Below are 16,101 nucleotides of genomic sequence, written 5' to 3'. Positions count from 1 at the left end.
ATAGCTGTCGTATTCGTCCGCAAAGGACAGGTTGGCTTCGTCGTCCCATCTGCCCGCCGGGCTTTCCGGGTCCAGCAACCCGATAGGGTCCCAGAGCGACCAGCCGATATCGCGCAGCTTCGACAGCTTGATCCGGGGGTGCGTTGCGATCTCGGTCATGGGGGCGTCGTGGCAAGAGTCGGGTGGATGGTCAGCTTCGCGCAGGCCGGGGAAGGGTCGCAACGGGAGACGCTGCTAATCCTTCGGCGCCTTCGGCCTCGGCTGATGCAGCCGCCGCCGCACATTCGCGCGCAAGGCATTGCGCAGATCCTTGTTGATCAGGTCGAGATCGAACCATTCCGGATCGAAACGCCCGCCCGCCCATCGCAGCGTGGAGCGGTGCTCCTCGTGCGTCGGGTCGCGGATGATCCCGAGGAAATCCTTGTAGCCCCAAGGCCCACCCACATCCTCGGGCGGTCTCGCCCGTGCGCCCTCCAGACAGAGCGCGTGGCGCGGCGCCGGATCGAGCGCCGACCAATCCTCGATCCGGATCAGGTGCTGCCAGTCGTCCCCGAAATCATAGGCATAGGTGAAACCGACGTCATGCCCGACGAAATCCTGCAGCCGCACCTCGGTAGAGTCGAAAACGCGGGGGCCGCCGAAGCCGTCGTCCAGCAGCGCCGGATCGCCGTAACGCAGCCCGCCGATGCGGAACTCGTGCAGATGGCTGTCGGTCCAGCCGAAGGCCGCCTGCAGGACCGGATGCAGCCGATCCAGCGTCCAGTCGCAGGGAACGACCAGCCGCCGCCAGATCTCCGGCTCGATCTCGGCCAGGGAGACATGCAGCCGCACCGCATTCGGAGGCTGGAACACCCCTGCCCTCCCCGGTCAGATGGCAAAGTCTTCGAGGGATTTGCCGGCCTCCAGAGCCCCAGCGATCCAGGCGGGCTTGCGGCCGCGACCGCTCCAGGTGATCTCGGGGTTTTCCGGATGGCGGTATTTCGGCGCAACGGCGGCGCGCTTTTGCGCCGGGGTCATTTCCGCCAGTTCGCCCAGCGAGAAACCGTGTTCCTTTGCCACCGCTTCCGCCGCGGCACGAGCCTCGGCCTTGCGGCGATCCTCGAAAGAGGCGATGGCCTTGGTCAGGTTCTTTTCCAGCTGCTTCAATTCGGCCAGCGACAAGGCATTCAGGTCGATATCGGTCATAAACGTCCCCTGTTGTTAGGGCGCCGGTTTAATCCAACAGCGGTCAAACGGCAATTCCCACGCTCAATCGGGGATCCGCCCAAGCCTCGGACAAATCATCGCCTGATCAGCTTTATCTCCCTGAGCGGATGCCCCGTGTCGATGAACAGCCGTCCCGTCGGTTTCAATGCGGCCCGCAATCGTTCAAGGGCGCGTTGCTCGATATCCGGGTGGCGCCCGTCCAATGCCCCGACACGTATCGCAAAGGCGATGTCGAAAGGCTCTTCATTGGGCGGCAGCTCGAAATCCTCGATCGCCGCTTGCAGGAACCGCAGGCGGCCGGTGGCGATTTCGGCCCGCGATCCTGCCACCGCGCTTTCGATCGCCTTGGCCGAGCGATCGATGGCCAGGACGAAGCCGTTCCCGACACGTCGGGAAACCGCGCGGGCGGCCACGCCCGGACCGCAGCCGATCTCCAGCACCCTCTGGCCCGGCGCCAGCGGCAGGGCGTCGACGAAAGACGCGATCCGGTTCGATATCCGCGGGGCCATGCCGGTCGATCCTCAGGTTTGGTCTTCCCCAGATTCAGGCACCGATCCGAACTGCCGCTCAAGCCAGTCGACCCCGAAGGCGACGATATCCTGCGCGTCGAACAAATGGCAGCGCGCGGCGCCGACCATGCCCTCCCGGTACCGGCCCGTCGCGACATAAGCGCGGGCGATGGTCTCGACCGCATCCGGCTGGCCCTCGACCGCGAAGCAATCGAGGATGCCGTTCGAGTCGAAATCCGTGGCAGCCTCCCAGATGGTCCGGCCATCCGGGCCCGGCATCGGCATCTCATAGCTGACGCGGCGCTTGCCGGGGATGTCGGCGACGGCCTCGGCGTAATGCAGCACGGTCACGGCATCGAGCGGCGCACCCAGCAGCAGGGTCTTGCCGCCAAGGCGGACGAAGCGTTCCAGCGGCGAGCCCTCGCGCAGGGCCTGGCCCAGCCGGTGCGGCTCGTCCAGGGTCCCGGCCAGCGGGCCGACCGCGACCATCGAGGCATCCGGGTGGGCGCTGCGCCGGGCCTCCGGCAAGTCCGCAAGGAATTGGTTCAACAAGCCGAAGCCGCGATAGGTCCCGGCAGTCCGGGGATCGAAGGCGGGCCAGTCGCGGCGCAGGGCCTCGTCCATCCGGGCGCCGTTCAGGGTTTCCTCATAGGGGGAGCGGTCCCAGGAGGCATATCCCATCACCGTGCCGCCCGGCCTCAAGGCATCCAGCAGCGCCTGGACGACCCCGGCCGCGCCACCCTCGACCGGGCCGAGCGCCTTCAGCGAGGCGTGGACCATCACCAGATCGCCCGGTTTCAGGCCAAGCCGCCGAAGATCCGCCGTGATCGAGGCCTTGCCGCGCATGGGCCTAGGGATTGTCCCTGAACCAGTCGGCGATGGCGGGCATGTCGCGCTCGAACCCGCCGGGGATGAAGACGTTCAGCAGACCGACACGCTCGGCGGTACGGTTCCTGAAATCATGGGTCACGCCGGCCGGGATGCGCAGGAACGTCCCTTGCGGCGCGTCCAGCCAGTCCTCCCCGGCAAGGAAGCTGACGGTGCCGGCGATGACGTAGAAGATCTCGTCATTCACTTCATGCGCATGCGCGCCCGGCCCGTCGGCGCCAGGCTCCAGCCACCATTCCGAGACGCTGCAGCGGGCAGCCGTCTCATCCTCATCGGCCTTGAACACCGCCGTCATCCGGCCGAGTTCATAGCACCGTCCCGCACCTGGCGGCAGGTGCAGAACACTCTTGCCCGCGTGTTCGTCGCTCATCGCTGCCTCCCGCTGGCTGATAGAAAGGACCCCAACAGCATAGCCTGCCACAGGCCCGCTGTCAGGTTCCGAGCGAGGGGCCGGTTTGCGCAGCAAGAACCGAAGGCCCTATGTCGCGTCCTGATCCGCCTTGCGCAGAACGACCCTCAACTTGCCGCTGCTGCCGCCGCCGCAGAAGAACCGGGCGCCGCCATCCGATTCCAACCCCGAGACCCCGGTGCCCGGCGGCATCTCCAGCCGTTCCAGCACTGCGCCGGTGGCGGGGTCGATGCGCCGGATGTCGCTTTCCTCGCCCTGCCAGGTGCCGTGCCAGAGCGCGCCGTCGGCCCAGGTGACGCCAGTGACGAAGCGGTCGCAGTCGATGCTGCGCAGCACCTTGCCGGTCTCGGGATCGACCTGGTGGATGCGGCGCCCGCGATGCTGGCCGACCCAGAGCGAGCCCTCGGCCCAGGCCAGCCCGGAATTGCCGCCCTCGGGCGCGGGAATGGTCGCCAGAACCGCGCCGCTCTCCGGGTCGATCTTGCGGATGACCGGCCCGGCGATCTGGAACAGATGCCGGCCGTCGAAGGCCGTGCCGGCATCGGCGGGGATCTTTAGCGCGCCCAGCAGCTCGCCGCTGTCGGGGTCGAGCGCGTTCAGCCGTTCGCCGCTGGCGAACCAAACCTGCCTTCCGTCGAAACTGACGCCATGCACCTCCTCGATCCCCGGAAAGGGGCCATATTCGCGGATGATTTCGGCCATGCGTTTCATGGGCCCATCCTAGCGCATCGGCACGGGCGCCGGGAGTAACAAGCCTGTCGGGAAACCCGGCACGCTTCGCGCGACCCAACGCCGGGCGCGGCCGTGGCCCAGCCATTCCACCCTGCCGGCCCGCTCCAGCGCCTTGAGCCCGCGCTGCACGCTGCGCGGGCTGACATCCAGCGCCAGGGCCAGCGCCGAACTCGACCAGGCCTCGCCATCGGCCAGCAGGGCCAGCAGCCCGGCATGATCACCCTCGACCGGCGGGGCCAGCACGGCGATCCTGCGCCCTCCGCAAGGCTCCAGCACGAAGCCCCGGCCCGTCGCCTTTATCCCGGCCAGCGGGGAGAGGTGTTCGCGCAGCCGCCCGATCTCCACCCGCAATCTTGCCCGATGCGACTCGTCGGCATGGCGGGCGCGAAAGGCACGCGCGAGCAGGGTTTCGCGCGGCGCGTCGCCGGGCCATGCCTCGGCCAGCGCGCGCAGCAGCGCCATCAGCACCGGCCGCCCGGCCAGCGGCACCAGCGTCGCGCCGCCGCGCAGAAGGTTGCGGCAGGCATCGACCAGCAGCAGGTCCGCGCCGAGCAGCGCCTCGACCCCGGCCAGGTCCAGCAGGGTCTCGCGCCCGCTTTCGATCAGCCGCCCGGCCGGGGCGTCGAAGGCGGCGCGCGCCTGTGCGACCTCGGCCGCCAATGCGGCGATGCCCGTCTGATGCGCGGCACGGGCGGCCCGGTCCAGCGCGGCCCGCGCATCGCCGGCCCGGATGCGCCGCATGGCGATGCCCGCGGCGACCAACCAGCAGCCGGGGCGCGACGCCGGGGGCAGCGCGGCGGCATCCAGCGTCTCAAGCACCGCCTCGGCCTGATCGAGACGCCCGGTCAGCAGCAGCAGCCGGGCCTGCAGGTAGCCGGCATGGGCGGCGTTCGCCCAGTCGCCTTGCGCCGCAAGCGCGCCTCGCGCCGTGCCAAGCGCCCGCTCCAGACCGCCCAGGTCGCGCGTGACCAGCGCGATTTCCGCCGCGGCCAGCCGGCAGCGGGCGCGGGCCAGGGGATCGGCACCGAGCCCCCGCGCGGCGCGGCGCAGCAGGTCCCGCGCCCGGTCCAGATCGCCAAGCTGCGCCATGGCGATGCCGCGCAGCGCCAGCGCCGGCGGATCGTCGCGCAGGGCGACCCGCTTCAGCGCGGTCAGCGCATCCCCCGCCGCCAGCGCCTGCGCCGCCGCCGCAATCCCGTCATGCTTGTTACTCACGCCCGGATGTCGCCCCGTCCTAGACTGCTTCATGTCCCGCAAAGCATCGGACGGGAGGCCCGCAATGACAACGCCCACGGAAAAGCCCGGCGCGGCCGGCTGGCTGGCCCTTGCGGCGGCGCCCTGCTTCACGGCCATGGCCTGGATCACGACGGCCTCGCCTGCGCTCTGCCTGTCCGACCCCGGCCCGCTGCCGCTGGACGGCATGACCACGATGTATCTGCTGATGGCCCTGTTCCACCTGCCGCCCTGGCTGCGGCTGATGTCGGACCACCATCCCATCCCGAAAGGAGACCGACCATGACCCAAGCCATCGTTTCCCGCGATGAGTGGCTGGACGCCCGCAAGGCGCTGCTGGCCCGCGAACGCGACATGACCCACCAGCTCGACGCGCTGCGCGCCGAGCGGCGGCGGATGCCCTGGGTCCGCATCGACAAGCCCTATCGCTTCGACGGTCCCGACGGCGAGATGACGCTGGGCGATCTGTTCGGGACCCGCAGCCAGCTTGCCGTCTATCACTTCATGCTGACGCCGGGATCGGAGCATCTCTGCTCGGGCTGTTCCTTCGTCGCCGATCATGTCGATGCCGCCCGGCAGCATTTCGAGCAGGCGGACCTGGCCTTCGCCGCCGTCTCGCGCGCGCCGGTCCCGCAGATCGAGGAGGTCCTCCGGCGGATGGGCTGGCGCTTTCCCTGGCTGTCTTCGGGAGACGGCGATTTCAACTACGATTTCGGCGTCTCGTTCACGGAAGAGGACCGCGCCGCCGGCCGGGCGATCTACAATTACGGCACGGTGATCAGGAACAGCCCGGACATGTTCGGGGTCAGCATCTTCGTGCGGCAGGACGGCGCCCTCTTCCACAGCTATTCCACCTATCACCGCGGCGTGGAACTGCTGATGGGCGCGTTCAACTGGCTGGACCTCACCCCCAAGGGCCGCAACGAGAACGGCGCCATGAGCTGGCTCAGGCTGCATGACGAATACTGAGCCGGGCGCAGAGGATCAGGGCGGGCGCTGAGCATCCGGCGCTCTGGACGATATCAGGGCATCTGTCCGGACGAGGGGCCGGGCGCGGCTGGCCGGGCAAGAATGCCCCTCGATAACCGCGAGCAAGGGGAACAGGTCGCAAGCGGCCAGGGGACACGGCTTGCAGCCCCCGGCTGCCCGCCCTAAATTCCGACCATGATGTTCATGTCCACATTCTTCCCGCTGATCTGACCGGCCCTGCCGCCGGCGCTTTCGCGCCATCAGATCGACACGGCGCCCGCGATTGGGGCGCCAAGCGGAGAATGCATGATGACCAATCCCGAACCCACCGGCCTGACCGAGCGTCAGGTCCAGAGCTTCATCGAGGACGGCTTCGTCAGGATCGACGGCGCCTTCCCCACCGACCTCGCCCGGCAATGCCGGGACGAGTTGTGGGCAGCTGCGGGCCTCTCGCCCGACCGGCCCGAGGGCTGGACGCGACCCGTCATCCGGATCGCAGCGATGTCCACGCCCGCCTTCGTCCAGGCCGCCAACACCCCGCTGCTGCGCCGGGCCTATGACCGGCTTGCCGGGCCGGGGCGCTGGCTTGCGCCGCAAGGGCTGGGCAGTTTCCCGATCCGCTTCCCCTCGCCCATCGCCCCCGGCGACGATGGCTGGCATGTGGACATGAGCTTCGGCGACAGCCCGGATTTCATGGAGTGGCGGGTCAATGTCAAAAGCAGTGGCCGCGCGTTGCTGATGCTGTTCCTGTTCTCGGATGTCGGGCCCGGCGATGCACCGACCCGGATCAGGCGGGGCTCGCACGCCACCATTGCCCGAGAGTTGCTGCCCCATGGGGCGGCAGGCGCGACACTGCGGCAATTGTCGGCGAACGGCTATGCCTCGACCGAGACCTGCCCCGAGGTGCTGGCGACCGGCGCGGCGGGCACGGTCTATCTGTGCCATCCGTTCCTGGTCCATGCCGCACAGCCGCACCGGGGAACAAGACCCCGTTTCATGGCCCAGCCGCCCTTGCTGCCCAAGGGCGAGTTCGACCCGGCCTTGCCGCCCTCGCCGGTCCAACTCGCCATCCGCAGGGCCTGCGGGCTGGCGTTCTGAAACCGGCAAGGTCCGGGGCTGCGTCAGATGAGCGACGCCCAGGCATCGGTGACGACACCCTGCGTCTTCCTGGCCCTCTCCATGCCGCCGCCGTCGTTCACCTTGCGACGATGAAAAGACGGCTGCCGTCGCGGATCAGTTCCAGCGCCGCGACGGCTCGGTGGCCGGCAAGCATGTCACGCAAATCCGCGACCGAGGAAACCGGCGTCCGGTTGACGGCGACGATCATGTCGCCGCGGCGCAGGCCGATCCAGGCCGCAAGGCTGTCCGGCTCGACGCTGTCGACCATGATCCCGGCACCCCCCGCCCGGCGCGCCTCCTCCGCCGAGGCGTTGCGCAGCCGGGCGCCATCCAGCGGCGTGCCGGCGAAATCACCGGAGGAGGTCGCATCGGCGGTGATGGTCAGGTCGACCTCCCGCGCATCCCCCTCGCGCCTGACCGTCAGGCGGATGGTGCTGCCGACGGGCGTCAGGCCCAGCCGGTTTCGCAGATGCGTGGCGCCCTGCACCGGGGCGCCGTCGACAGCGGTCACCACGTCCCCCGCCTTCAGCCCCGCCTTCTCGGCGGGAGAGCCGGGCTCGACATTCGCGATCACCGCGCCGTGGATGCCGCCCAGCTCCAGCGCCTCGGCCAGGTCGGGCGTCAGATCGTGCATGCCGATGCCCAGCCTGCCGCGCCGCACCTCGCCGTGCTCGATCAGCTGCCGCATCACCGCGACGGCCATGTTGCTGGGCACCGCGAAGCCGATGCCGATATTGCCCCCTGCCGGGGTCAGGATGGCGGTGTTGATGCCGACCAGCCGGCCGTCCAGCGTCACCAGCGCGCCGCCCGAATTGCCCGGGTTGATCGAGGCGTCGGTCTGGATGAAATCCTCATAGCCCTCGCGGCTGATGCCGCTGCGCCCCAGCGCGCTGACGATGCCCGAGGTCACCGTCTGGCCCAGGCCGAAGGGGTTGCCGATGGCGGCGACGAAATCGCCGACCTGAAGGCGGTCGGAATCGCCGATCTCCAGCGCGACCAGATCCTCGGCCTCGATCCGCAGCAGGGCGATTTCCGTGGCCTGGTCGGCGCCGACGAGCTCGGCCCGGAACTGGCGCCCGTCCTTCAGGGTGACGCTGATCGCGCTGGCCTCGGCGACGACGTGATGGTTGGTCAGCACATAGCCGTTTTCGGCATCGACGATCACGCCGGAGCCGGCGCTCATCTGCCGCCGCATCGGCGGGTCGCGAAGATCGAAGAAGCGGCGGAAATAGGGATCGTTGTAAAGCGGGTTCGATACTACCGGGGTTTCCGAGACCACCGCGATATTGACCACCGCCGGGGTCACGCGCGACAGCATCGGGGCAATGGTGGGAATACCGCCCCCAGCCTCGGGCATGGGCTGCCCGACAGCCGCTTGGGGCGGCGCGACCAGCGCCAGGATCGTGCACAGCGTGATGACGGCCGCGCGCAGTCGGGGGATTTTCATCGACATCGGCAATCTCCGTTTGATCGGTGGTGATTTCCTTTCTCGCCCGAGACCAGACGGAGAACAAGAAAACGGCCCGGCGGGTTGCCGGGCCGTTCGGGACGTCACGCTGTCGAATAGGGCCGGTCGCCGCCCGACCACAGGCTGACGCCCGCCAGGATCGCGACGACCAGACCGGCGATCACATGCACCCACATCGCCGCCGCGAGGGTCGCGAAGCCCAGAACCCAGGGCGCGATCACCGCCCAGAGGCCAAGGGCGGCATTGGCCCATTCCTCAAGCCTGTGGAACGCGAAGAGCGCGGCCAGCGCGATCAGCGTCATCGCGGCCCCGACGAGCCAGGCGTTCCACGCCGCGGCGGTCTCGGCCGCGAAGCCGAGATACCAGGGCGACAGCAGAAGACCGAGACCGGCAACGACATTGGCGATGTCGAATGCCGTCCGGCGATCGAGAGACAGGGATTTCAGCATCGTTCACTCCTCCTTGTCGGTTGCTTGGTGATCCCGTCAATGGACCTTCCCCTGCGGGGGAAGGCTGGATGCGGCGGCGGTTGTCGCCGCCGCGATGGCTCAGCCCTTGATGGCGATGCGCTTGACCTGCGACTGCGCCTTTTCCGTCTTGGGCAGGGTCACGGTCAGCACGCCGTTCCTGAAATGCGCATCGACCTCGTCCTCGCGGATCTCGGCGCCCAGCGGGATACGGCGCTCGAAACGGCCGTAAAAGCGTTCCGAGAATTGCCGGTCCTTATCCTCGACCTCCGAGCGTTTCTCGCCCTTCAGCGTCAGCACGCCGTCATCCAGCAGGACTTCGATGTCCTTCTCGTCAAGGCCCGGCACCTCGGCCGTCACCCTGATCTCCTTCTCGTTGTCGGAGATCTCGACGCTCGGCCAGCCGCCGCCAAAGGCAGGGACCGTGCCGACCGCGGGCAGGCCGAAGCCGCGGAAGACGTCGTCGAACAGCCGGTTCACCTCGCGATGCAGCGACAGGAAGGGATCGCGGTCGCCGTCGCGGAAGGCGGTGGGAAGCTGGTTGCCGCCATTGCGGTTCCAGGGGATCAGATCACGGACATTCATGATTTTCCTCCTTCATGGCAAAAGGTTGCCGGAAACGCCGGGCGCTGCCCGGCGCCATGCGCGGATTGTGCGGACAGGGCCTCAGGCGGCCTGCTTGCCGGTCTCGACCTGCTGCGGCTCGGATTTGGGCAGGGTCTGGGCCGGGGCGATCTCGATCCGGCGCGGCTTCATCTCTTCGGGGATCTCGTGCCGCAGGTCGATCGTCAGCAGCCCGTTCAGCAGCTCGGCGCCGGTCACCTTCACATGATCGGCGAGCTGGAAGCGCCGGCGGAAGCTCCGCTCGGCAATACCGCGATGCAGATACTCGCCCTTGTCCTCGCCAGCCTTCCGGCCGGTTACCGTCAGAACGGTCCGTTCCTGCGTGATGGCCAGCTCGTCGGGCGAGAAGCCCGCCACCGCCATGGTGATGCAATAGTCGTCCTCGCCGGTCCTGGCGATGTCATAGGGCGGCCAGTTGTCGATCGTCTCGATCCGGCTTGCCGCTTCCAGCGCGCTCAGCATCCGGTCGAAACCGATGCTCGACCGGTAGAGAGGGGAAAAATCGAAAGTGGTTCTCATAGCCACATCCTCCGTTGAGCAACATGGGTACAAGTCTTTCGCCGTGGGATGCCGTTGCATCCGCCCCGGCATGCCGGACCCGTCAGAGGCTTCCGGCGATCCACGATTTAGGGCGAGGAAATGGCGGTTCAAGGGGGTGAAAGCACCGCGAATGCGGCCTCTTTCGTGCGCTCGGAAAGCCCCTGTCTGGCTGATAAAAGGCACAGGAAAAGCGCGGGAGACTGTCCGCCGTCAAGCCGGCTAGCGCTGGCCTAAAAAAAGATGAATATCCCCTGCATCCCGTCCAATCGGAATCATGGGAAATGGATCGAGACATCTTCGCGCAGCGTTTCGGCGGTAGGTAGAGTCGGCGTTACAGCGAAGAAAGCAGGTGCCCCCGCGCATCCGCTATTTCTTGCGTTTTTTCGCAGGCACGCCGGTGGCGGCGTCTGCCGCCTCTTTCGCCAACCGTGCAGCCTTGAGGGATGCCGTCAGCTCGCTCCTCTTGCGGGCCTGTTCATCGACGATGAGCTTCGCCTCGGAAGTCGTGCGATCCATCGCCGTCAGGGGCGCAGGGTCGCGGAAAAGGTTTCTCGCCTTGGCCAACATACGGGTCTCCCGAAGGGGTTCAGCCCGGCCAGATGGCCAGGCTGTTCGACAGGATCAGGCGAGCGCCAGCCTGCTGGCCGATTCGCGACCATCGCGGCCCGACTCGATTTCGAAGGTCACGGCCTGACCATCCGCAACGCTGTTAAGCCCGGCCCGCTCGAGGGCCGAAATGTGCAGAAACACGTCCTTGCCGCCATGCTCGGGCGCGATGAAGCCGAAGCCCTTGGCGGCGTTGAACCATTTCACGGTGCCATTGGCCATCGTGATATCTCCTTGTGGATTTGTCGCTCGCGGAATGCAGCAACCCGGCCCGGTCAGTTCAAAAGCAGACTGAAGCCGAAAGGAGACAGGATGCAGAGAGAAGCAACGTAGCGCCCCCTGTATGCGCCTTCGCGCCGGATAAAGCAAAACATTCTTGCATCGCATTTGTCCGATGCCTCAATCAATGGAGCCAAACCTGGCTATTTTCCACTTGGCCAGACAAAAATTCCCGGAATCGCTCGAAAACCGATTGATCTGAGAATTTTCGACTGGAACCCGACCATGAGAATGGTGGGACATTATCTTCTGCCCCCATCTTCGGACGCACCTATAGCGTATACCTACTAAGCGCAGGGTTGGCTTGTACGCCAAGGGCATCGGAATATCCGAGGCACTCGAAAGTCCCGGTAGCTTATCTTTCTTGCGATAGCTCTTGGCCGAGGCCCCACAGCCTGTTCAGGATCGACCAGCTGGCTTTCGGCTGGTCACTCTGCGGAGCATTTCCATTCCCGCACAGGCACCGCCATAGCAGGACCAACCCCGGTCTCAGATCGTCGCCATGCAAGCGGACAAGGGACGTGCGGATTGTGCGATCGAGGTTTCGGGCACGAAACCGGCAGCTTTTGCAGCAGCGATGAAAGCCCGTCGCGCCGATCCCACCGATACAAGGCAGTGCAGGGCGGCATCCAGCTGCTCCAGCGCATGGTGCTGGGCCGTATTGGAAACCGGCCACCTCCTGCGGAGCCAGTATCTCGCCTGCTCGATCGTGCTGAACTTCTGCACTTCGCCTGCAGACGAAATGACGAATGAAAGGGGCGTACCCCAGTGAATTTCCATAATGAAACTTTTCTGTCGGAACGGTCGGAATGGCGGGCAACGCATGCCCACCCTCCTCAAGGAAAAGCGGAGACGGCATGAAGCCGACCCCGCCTGTATTACCCTTCGGCGCTGCTCTCAGGAGAGAACGAGATTCGTTGCCGATTCCCGGCCATTGCGGTCACGCTCGATATCATAGGCGATCGCCTGGCCATCGTTCAGATGATGGATGCCGGCGCGCTCGAGCGCGGAAATATGGATGAAGACATCCTTCGAGCCCGTTTCCGGGGCAATGAAGCCGAAGCCTTTATTGGAGTTGAACCATTTCACGGTGCCATTGGCCATCGTGCTGTTCCTTTCAAAAATGCCGCTCACACAGTGCAGCGGCCCGGCAAAGCTGAAGATCGAAGCTGAGCCGCAAGGAACAGGGTCCGAAAACAAGAGATGCAGATCCTATATAGGTCATGCCGGCTGAGTTTACGAGGAAATTCCGGGAATCACGCGATCCCGGCCCATTACCCGTTGTTCGGCAAGGAAAGAATTTGCGACCCGCATCGACGGAAAATCCGGAGAAACGCCGTTTTTACCGCAAACTGCAAGTCTCAGCTTTCGTGCTGTTCCTTGCCGCCCAGTTCCCTGGCGTTCGTTTCCGCTATCGTCTCATGCAGCCGCGAATGGGCGGATTGCCATGCATCGAGCGCGCCCACGGCCTGGTCGAGCGCCTTTCTGTCCGGCCCATCGAATTGGGGAGCCGCCTCCTTGATCGCCCAGTAGAGCCGGCGCACCACCGGGGTCATCCGCTCCAGCCAGGCCAGGACATCCCTCAGGCTCTGCTCCTTGCCGCCGGGGTTGGAGTAGACCCCGCCCTGGAGGCCCTGCAGTTCCAGCTCGCTCAAGCGGAGCTCGATATCGCTCAGCCGTTCCCTGATATCTCTGTCGCTGTTCTCGACCAATGAGACCATTTTCGCCCCCTCCCTTTATGTGATTGCTCTTCTTGGGCCTGCCGGCCCATCGATCACGCCTGATCGGTCGTCGGATCGTCCATGCCGCTCGCGACGCGAACCAGCATGCCGCGCTCGTTCCCGTCCCTTTTCCGACGCCGGCGCGCTCCTGCATCATGCTGCGGCTCGGGTCGTTTCTCGGGGGTGCTGGCGATGTCTGCGGAATCCACGGTCTGGGTCTCCCTGTTGCCGGACGAAAAAATTCGAACAGGCATGGCTGATATGGGGTGTCAGGGGGCTGCAGGCCATAGGAGACATTCGCCTATCGACCAACCTCCGGAAAGCCCGAGAAAGAAATCTCGGTGACGACGAAGCGGTTCTGCAACGGCAGGATGAGGTCAGCGCAGTCGATGGCCGTTACGACGAGTTTTGCGTCAGTCGGCTTTTGCGATTCCTATTCAGGCGCGGGATCGGTTCTTTCCGCTGCCGCGTCGATCCGGTCGGCCCATTCGATCAGCAATCGCGCTGCGCCGAAATCTCCGTGCCTGTCGCGCTTCTGGGCGGCGAGAGCGAGGTGTTCCCGCAGATCCGTCGTCATGAGCAGGCCGGGCCGCTCGGTGGCCAGAAAGAGCATTTGCAGCAGGTGCTCTATGGCGGCTTCGTATTGATCCGGGCTTTCGATTGCCACCTTCCTGCCTTCCATCGGTTGCTGCCTGGCGCCTCGTGTCAGGCGATTGCTGGTTGCCCCAAAGGACGAAGACCGGATACCCGTTTTGCATCGGTATCGGCCCGCTTGACAGTCAGCATGGCTGGCGCGTGTCGCGTCACCAGTCCCGGAACCGCTCGAACAGCCCGGACGTGCAAGATCTGATCGGAATGAGCCGGGTTGTTCCGTCGTCATGGGCGAGCTTCACCAGATCCCCATTCTGGAAATGGCGGATCCCCTCAAGATGCCACGGCGGCTGAGCAAAGATTTCGGTAGCTCCGGTGAGCGCGTCGGTCAGGGCAACACGTTTGGTCATGGAAACCTCGCTATCTGGACGAGCGAAAACGGCGGACCTGGATCCGCCGCTTCACCTTCCAGCTTTTGAATGCCGCATACCAGCGCAGATTTCGACCACACCTTGGTGCGGCAATTTACCGGAAGATCGGGGGTCCGCAGGTTTCCACCCGCTTCGCCTTTCGCATGGCAGCCGGCTGTCATCTGTGGTCAGCAGGCTTCCGCATTGGGTCATCTTTCGGATCGTTGTCGCCCTGCTGCGGGACTGCCGGCGGCTCGCCCTGCTGGGCCTGACGGGTCTCCCCCTCGGGTCCAGAGCGTCGTTCTTTGGGCCGGTGCCCACAATGGGGTCTTCCATGGCACCGCCCGGAGATCCCGCTCGGATGAACAAGACATGGGGTCGAAGGGATGGAATTGCGCCCTCCGGATCGAAACTATCGTGCAAGCTGGTCATATGGCTGGAAAGAATGTCGCTCCGATCTCGTGGCTCCTTAAGCGCCGCCAGCGTCGTTACCGACCGTCGGGGCCCGCGCCCTCGAGATACGATGATGTCACGTCAGCTATTTCCTCCGCGCGTCCAGGACATGGGAAACGAGACTTTACAGATGCTGAACTGCGTCCGCTTCAAGGTTGACCTTCCGCGGATTCCCCGAACAGCCGTCGTCGAGACGCACCTGCTGGCTTGACAACATCAGGTCTCACCTTCATTGTCTCAACATATCTTGAGAGGTTGATTCGATGGAAGAGCAACACGCCCTTGTCGGCTTCGCGGCCCTGTCGCAGGAAACCCGGCTGCGCATCGTCCGGCTGCTGGTCAAGGCCGGGCCGGAGGGCATGGCGGCCGGAGCCATCGGCGAGGCCCTGGGGGGTGCCAGCACCTCGCGGCTGTCGTTTCACCTGACCCATCTCGAACATGCCGGGCTGATCCGGTCCCGGCGCGAAGGGCGCTTCATCATCTACAGCGCCGTCTTTGCCACATTGGCGGGGCTGATCGCATTCCTGATGCGCGATTGCTGCGACGGCCACCCGGACATCTGCGCGCCGGTCGCGGCCGCGCTGGATTGTGCCTGTGACCCCACTTTGACCCGCGAGGCCTGAGCATGGATGTCGTGATCTATCACAACCCGGATTGCAGCACCTCGCGCAACGTGCTGGCCATGATCCGCAATGCCGGGATCGAGCCGCATGTGGTGGAATACCTCAAGACGCCGCCCTCGCGCGCGATGCTGGAGCGGCTGATCGCCCGCATGGGCATCGCACCTCGCGAGTTGCTGCGCGAAAAGGGCACGCCCTATGCCGAGCTTGGCCTGGACGATCCGGCGCTGACTGATGCCGCACTGATCGAGGCGATGCTTGCGCATCCGGTGCTGATCAACCGGCCCATCGTGGTCAGCCCCAGGGGGGTGCGGCTTTGCCGGCCTTCGGAGCAGGTGCTGGATTTGCTGCCACCGCAGCAAGCGGCTTTCAGCAAGGAAGACGGCGAGCAGGTCGTGGATGCCCAGGGCAACCGCATCCGCCCGGCCTGAAAGGAATAGGTGATGACCCCCGACCGCCCGGCCCGCCGGCTTTCCTTTCTCGACCGCTACCTGACCTTGTGGATCTTCGCGGCCATGGCGATCGGCATCCTGCTGGGCACGCTGTTCTCCGGCCTGCCGGATGCGCTGAACGCCATGGCGGTGGGCTCGACCAACATCCCCATCGCCATCGGCCTGATCCTGATGATGTATCCGCCGCTGGCCAAGGTCCGCTACGAGGACCTGCCCCGGGTCTTTGCCGACAAGCGCGTGCTGATGCTGTCGCTGGTGCAGAACTGGCTGATCGGGCCGGTGCTGATGTTTGCGCTGGCGGTGATCTTCCTGCGCGACCAGCCGGAATACATGACCGGGCTGATCCTGATCGGCCTGGCGCGCTGCATCGCCATGGTGCTGGTCTGGAACCAGCTGGCGCGCGGCGACGGGCAATATGTCGCCGGGCTGGTAGCGTTCAACTCGATCTTCCAGATCCTGTTCTTCTCGACCTATGCCTGGCTGTTCCTGACCGTGCTTCCACCCCTGTTCGGGCTGGAAGGCAGCGTGATCGAGGTGGGTTTCCGGACGGTGACCGAGGCGGTGCTGATCTACCTGGGCATCCCCTTCGCCGCCGGGTTCCTGACCCGGCATGTGCTGATCGCGCGCAAGGGCGACGCTTGGTATCAGAACGTATTCCTGCCGAGGATCGGCCCGATCACGCTGGCCGCGCTGCTTTTCACCATCGTGGCGATGTTCAGCCTGAAGGGCGGCGACGTGCTGCGCCTGCCGCTCGACACGATCAGGATCGCTATCCCGCTGGTGCTGTATTTCGCCATCCAGTTCG

General features: G+C 65.8%; 24 protein-coding genes. 6 read left to right on the top strand and 18 right to left on the bottom strand.

Annotated elements, in window-relative coordinates:
• Positions 1-234: 234 nt before the first annotated feature.
• The 7 genes from BLT64_RS24780 to BLT64_RS24750 all read right to left on the bottom strand — a co-directional run bounded on the left by BLT64_RS24780 (position 235) and on the right by BLT64_RS24750 (position 4,959).
• The gene (locus tag BLT64_RS24780) at positions 235-852 is read right to left on the bottom strand and encodes a plasmid pRiA4b ORF-3 family protein (protein ID WP_011749425.1); all 618 of its coding nucleotides are present in this window, start codon (positions 850-852) and stop codon (positions 235-237) included.
• A gap of 15 nt (positions 853-867) precedes the next feature.
• Positions 868-1,185 carry an H-NS histone family protein gene (locus tag BLT64_RS24775; protein ID WP_011749424.1) on the bottom strand — a complete coding sequence of 106 codons (318 nt, stop codon included), beginning with the start codon at positions 1,183-1,185 and terminating at the stop codon, positions 868-870.
• Between the two features lie 95 nt (positions 1,186-1,280).
• Complete coding sequence (locus BLT64_RS24770) at positions 1,281-1,715, bottom strand: class I SAM-dependent methyltransferase (protein WP_011749423.1); 435 nt, start codon at positions 1,713-1,715, stop codon at positions 1,281-1,283.
• A gap of 12 nt (positions 1,716-1,727) precedes the next feature.
• Positions 1,728-2,561, bottom strand: a complete 834-nt coding sequence (aac(3), locus tag BLT64_RS24765) for an aminoglycoside 3-N-acetyltransferase (RefSeq protein ID WP_011749422.1) — start codon at positions 2,559-2,561, stop codon at positions 1,728-1,730.
• A 4-nt stretch (positions 2,562-2,565) separates the two neighbouring features.
• Positions 2,566-2,973, bottom strand: coding sequence for a cupin domain-containing protein (locus BLT64_RS24760; RefSeq protein ID WP_011749421.1), 408 nt, complete (start codon positions 2,971-2,973; stop codon positions 2,566-2,568).
• A gap of 108 nt (positions 2,974-3,081) precedes the next feature.
• Complete coding sequence (locus tag BLT64_RS24755) at positions 3,082-3,723, bottom strand: Vgb family protein (RefSeq protein ID WP_011749420.1); 642 nt, start codon at positions 3,721-3,723, stop codon at positions 3,082-3,084.
• Positions 3,724-3,732: 9 nt separating this feature from the next.
• Entirely contained in the window at positions 3,733-4,959 is a 1,227-nt protein-coding gene (locus tag BLT64_RS24750) for a helix-turn-helix domain-containing protein (protein WP_198140537.1), read from the bottom strand.
• 64 nt (positions 4,960-5,023) lie between these two features.
• Here BLT64_RS24750 and BLT64_RS24745 point away from each other — a divergent pair, with 64 nt between their 5' ends.
• The 3 genes from BLT64_RS24745 (at position 5,024) to BLT64_RS24735 (ending at position 7,044) form a co-directional block, all read left to right on the top strand.
• Positions 5,024-5,263, top strand: coding sequence for a hypothetical protein (locus BLT64_RS24745; protein WP_049792384.1), 240 nt, complete (start codon positions 5,024-5,026; stop codon positions 5,261-5,263).
• Positions 5,260-5,946 (top strand): DUF899 domain-containing protein, encoded by a 687-nt coding sequence (locus BLT64_RS24740; protein ID WP_011749418.1) that lies wholly within the window; start codon positions 5,260-5,262, stop codon positions 5,944-5,946. Before BLT64_RS24745 ends, BLT64_RS24740 begins: the two co-directional genes overlap by 4 nt.
• A 306-nt stretch (positions 5,947-6,252) precedes the next feature.
• Entirely contained in the window at positions 6,253-7,044 is a 792-nt protein-coding gene (locus BLT64_RS24735; protein ID WP_011749417.1) for a phytanoyl-CoA dioxygenase family protein, read from the top strand.
• Between the two features lie 97 nt (positions 7,045-7,141).
• Here the strand turns inward: BLT64_RS24735 and BLT64_RS24730 are convergent, their stop codons facing one another.
• The 11 genes from BLT64_RS24730 to BLT64_RS24680 all read right to left on the bottom strand — a co-directional run bounded on the left by BLT64_RS24730 (position 7,142) and on the right by BLT64_RS24680 (position 13,771).
• On the bottom strand, positions 7,142-8,518 hold the full coding sequence (locus BLT64_RS24730) for a DegQ family serine endoprotease (RefSeq protein WP_011749416.1): 1,377 nt from the start codon (positions 8,516-8,518) through the stop codon (positions 7,142-7,144).
• A gap of 98 nt (positions 8,519-8,616) precedes the next feature.
• Entirely contained in the window at positions 8,617-8,982 is a 366-nt protein-coding gene (locus BLT64_RS24725) for an SPW repeat protein (RefSeq protein ID WP_011749415.1), read from the bottom strand.
• A gap of 99 nt (positions 8,983-9,081) precedes the next feature.
• Positions 9,082-9,585, bottom strand: a complete 504-nt coding sequence (locus tag BLT64_RS24720) for an Hsp20/alpha crystallin family protein (protein ID WP_011749414.1) — start codon at positions 9,583-9,585, stop codon at positions 9,082-9,084.
• Between the two features lie 81 nt (positions 9,586-9,666).
• Positions 9,667-10,143: an Hsp20 family protein gene (locus tag BLT64_RS24715; protein WP_041530328.1), complete on the bottom strand. Its 477-nt coding sequence runs from the start codon at positions 10,141-10,143 to the stop codon at positions 9,667-9,669.
• Positions 10,144-10,530: 387 nt separating this feature from the next.
• Positions 10,531-10,731: a hypothetical protein gene (locus tag BLT64_RS24710; RefSeq protein ID WP_011749412.1), complete on the bottom strand. Its 201-nt coding sequence runs from the start codon at positions 10,729-10,731 to the stop codon at positions 10,531-10,533.
• A 54-nt stretch (positions 10,732-10,785) separates the two neighbouring features.
• A complete protein-coding gene (locus BLT64_RS24705) occupies positions 10,786-10,992 on the bottom strand; it encodes a cold-shock protein (protein ID WP_011749411.1) in 207 nt (68 codons plus the stop codon).
• A gap of 546 nt (positions 10,993-11,538) precedes the next feature.
• Positions 11,539-11,829, bottom strand: a complete 291-nt coding sequence (locus BLT64_RS24700) for a DUF982 domain-containing protein (RefSeq protein ID WP_010400435.1) — start codon at positions 11,827-11,829, stop codon at positions 11,539-11,541.
• A 117-nt stretch (positions 11,830-11,946) separates the two neighbouring features.
• Positions 11,947-12,153, bottom strand: a complete 207-nt coding sequence (locus tag BLT64_RS24695) for a cold-shock protein (protein ID WP_011749408.1) — start codon at positions 12,151-12,153, stop codon at positions 11,947-11,949.
• Positions 12,154-12,410: 257 nt separating this feature from the next.
• The gene (locus tag BLT64_RS24690; RefSeq protein WP_011749407.1) at positions 12,411-12,770 is read right to left on the bottom strand and encodes a hypothetical protein; all 360 of its coding nucleotides are present in this window, start codon (positions 12,768-12,770) and stop codon (positions 12,411-12,413) included.
• Between the two features lie 433 nt (positions 12,771-13,203).
• Entirely contained in the window at positions 13,204-13,452 is a 249-nt protein-coding gene (locus BLT64_RS24685; RefSeq protein ID WP_017998452.1) for a hypothetical protein, read from the bottom strand.
• Positions 13,453-13,573: 121 nt separating this feature from the next.
• Complete coding sequence (locus tag BLT64_RS24680) at positions 13,574-13,771, bottom strand: hypothetical protein (RefSeq protein WP_041530327.1); 198 nt, start codon at positions 13,769-13,771, stop codon at positions 13,574-13,576.
• 716 nt (positions 13,772-14,487) lie between these two features.
• Between BLT64_RS24680 and BLT64_RS24675 the strand changes: the two genes are divergently transcribed.
• The 3 genes from BLT64_RS24675 to arsB all read left to right on the top strand — a co-directional run.
• On the top strand, positions 14,488-14,847 hold the full coding sequence (locus tag BLT64_RS24675) for an ArsR/SmtB family transcription factor (protein WP_011749404.1): 360 nt from the start codon (positions 14,488-14,490) through the stop codon (positions 14,845-14,847).
• Between the two features lie 2 nt (positions 14,848-14,849).
• Positions 14,850-15,275, top strand: a complete 426-nt coding sequence (arsC, locus tag BLT64_RS24670) for an arsenate reductase (glutaredoxin) (RefSeq protein WP_011749403.1) — start codon at positions 14,850-14,852, stop codon at positions 15,273-15,275.
• A 12-nt stretch (positions 15,276-15,287) separates the two neighbouring features.
• A partial coding sequence (gene arsB / locus BLT64_RS24665) for an ACR3 family arsenite efflux transporter (protein ID WP_074810732.1) occupies positions 15,288-16,101 on the top strand: 814 nt, incomplete at its 3' end.

The organism is Paracoccus denitrificans (assembly GCF_900100045.1).
GTDB lineage: Bacteria > Pseudomonadota > Alphaproteobacteria > Rhodobacterales > Rhodobacteraceae > Paracoccus > Paracoccus denitrificans.
The sequence above is the reverse complement of the archived record's forward strand: the minus strand, read 5'-3'. Positions and strand labels throughout refer to the sequence as shown.